We start from the raw sequence: 1,077 nt of genomic DNA, 5'->3' as shown, positions 1-1,077 counted from the left end.
ATAAAGAGCTTCGAGAGTCTCCGCCTGGAGGCTTATCGTTGCCCGGCGGGGGTCTGGACAATCGGCTACGGCCATACCGCGGGTGTCCGCCGGGGAGATGTGATTGATGAACAACGGGCGGAATACCTGCTTGCCGAGGACCTGAAAAAGTTTGAGGATGTGGTGAACCGGGAATGCCCGCATGTCAATCAGAACCAGTTCGACGCTTTGGTGTCGTTCACGTTCAATGTCGGTAGTGGTAATTTCCAGAAATCGACATTGCTGAAATGCGTGAAGGCTAATCCGGATAACGTGAATATACGCTATGAATTTAGCCGCTGGAACAAATCGAAAGGTATGGTATTGGCTGGACTGATTCGTAGACGCAAGGCAGAGGCAGATTTGTATTTTTCTTGATAAAGTAATTAAGCAATGGAGCAATTATGGGACATATTACGTGAATTGGTCAATGCGGGATTCGGAATTTGGGGAATCGTTTTATTCATCCAAATGAGACGGCTGAAAAAAGCCGAAATCACGCGTGACACAATAACGGTCTATCAGGAAATTGTCCAGATGCTTAACGAAACAACTACTGAATTAAAGAATGAAATCAAAGAGACAAAAAATGAGATGGACGGGATCAAACAGATTGTCCCGCGTATTGAGGAATGCAAGCATTATGTTGTTTGTCCTGCTCGTCCTGTCGTGCAGGACTACAAAAGAAAATACTTCCATGTCCCTGTCAGACAGTCTAAGCTGGAACAGAAAGGTTTCCGTTACCCTCGCGACAATCCCGTCGAGTCTGGCCAAGTTGACCGTCCCGATGGACAGCCTCCGTAGACTTCCTGTCGGTGCCGCTTATACAAAGAAATCCGGACAGGCAACCGCATCTGTAACGCTCAGGAACGACACGGTGGTGGTCACTGCTTCATGCGATAGCCTGCAACGGCAGGTCTACATGCTGGAAGAAGAACTGCACCAGGCACGTGACCGTCTGGAGCGAAGCGAAACGATAAAGAAAGCCCCTGAATTCACGTTTAAATGCTACTTAACAGGGGTTTTAACAGGTATTCTAACAATATTAATCTTTCAATT

The 1,077-nt window shown here is 47.2% G+C and carries 3 protein-coding genes; all 3 read left to right on the top strand.

The window, feature by feature from the left end; genetic code table 11:
• Window positions 1–396, top strand: a 396-nt coding sequence (locus DW103_RS17905) for a lysozyme (protein ID WP_199653058.1), incomplete at its 5' end; no start/stop codon positions are given.
• Between the two features lie 15 nt (window positions 397–411).
• Window positions 412–822 carry a hypothetical protein gene (locus DW103_RS17900; protein WP_122278645.1) on the top strand — a complete coding sequence of 137 codons (411 nt, stop codon included), beginning with the start codon at window positions 412–414 and terminating at the stop codon, window positions 820–822.
• Window positions 806–1,077, top strand: a 272-nt coding sequence (locus DW103_RS17895) for a hypothetical protein (protein WP_122278643.1), incomplete at its 3' end; no start/stop codon positions are given. The genes DW103_RS17900 and DW103_RS17895, both read left to right, overlap by 17 nt.

This window comes from Parabacteroides sp. AM08-6 (assembly GCF_003473295.1).
In the GTDB taxonomy this organism is placed as follows: domain Bacteria; phylum Bacteroidota; class Bacteroidia; order Bacteroidales; family Tannerellaceae; genus Parabacteroides.
The sequence above is the reverse complement of the archived record's forward strand: the minus strand, read 5'-3'. Positions and strand labels throughout refer to the sequence as shown.

Bases quoted from the DNA above. Each gene is read 5' to 3' on its own strand.
- DW103_RS17900 (WP_122278645.1), top strand. From the start codon at position 412: ATGGAGCAATTATGGGACATATTACGTGAATTGGTCAATGCGGGATTC.